The 573-nt window shown below is 67.7% G+C and carries 1 pseudogene; it reads left to right on the forward strand.

Going from position 1 to position 573, the window contains the following annotated elements:
- Nucleotides 1-573, forward strand: a pseudogene (locus tag LNV07_RS25380) (heme utilization protein); the annotation flags it as partial.

Here is a 573-nt window from a genome sequence, read left to right on the forward strand (position 1 = left end):
ATGGGCGCCCTCAGCACGGCCAATGTCCAGGCCCTGACCTCGGCGCAAGCCGGCGCGCTGAGTGCGACCCAAGTGGCGGGTCTGAACACGGCACAGATGGCGGCGATGGAGTCGGCCGACCTGAACGCGCTGTCGACGAGCGCCCTGCGGGCCTTGAGCACGGGCCAACTGGCCGCCCTGGATTCGACCCAGATCGGTGCTTTGAGCAGCACCCAAGTGGCCAACCTGACGACCGCCCAAGTGGCGGGTCTGGGTAGCGATGATTTGAACGCTTTGACCAGCAGCCAGATCCCTTCACTGAGCTCGGCGCAGGTCGCCTCGATTGCGACCGCGCAGATCGCCACCCTGGTCAGCGACGATGTGATCTCGCTGGGCTCGGCCGGCATCCGCGCCTTCACCAGCGCGCAGCTCGGCGCACTCAACACGACCAATCTGCAAGCGCTGACGACGGCGCAAGCCGCCGCGCTGACCTCGGGCCAGGTGACGGGTCTGAGCACCGCGCAAATGGCGGCGCTGGAGACGGCCGATGTGAACGCGCTGTCGACGTCCGCGCTGACGGCCTTGAGCACGACG

Source organism: Roseateles oligotrophus, from assembly GCF_025717515.1.
Taxonomy (GTDB): Bacteria; Pseudomonadota; Gammaproteobacteria; order Burkholderiales; family Burkholderiaceae_C; genus Paucibacter_A; species Paucibacter_A oligotrophus.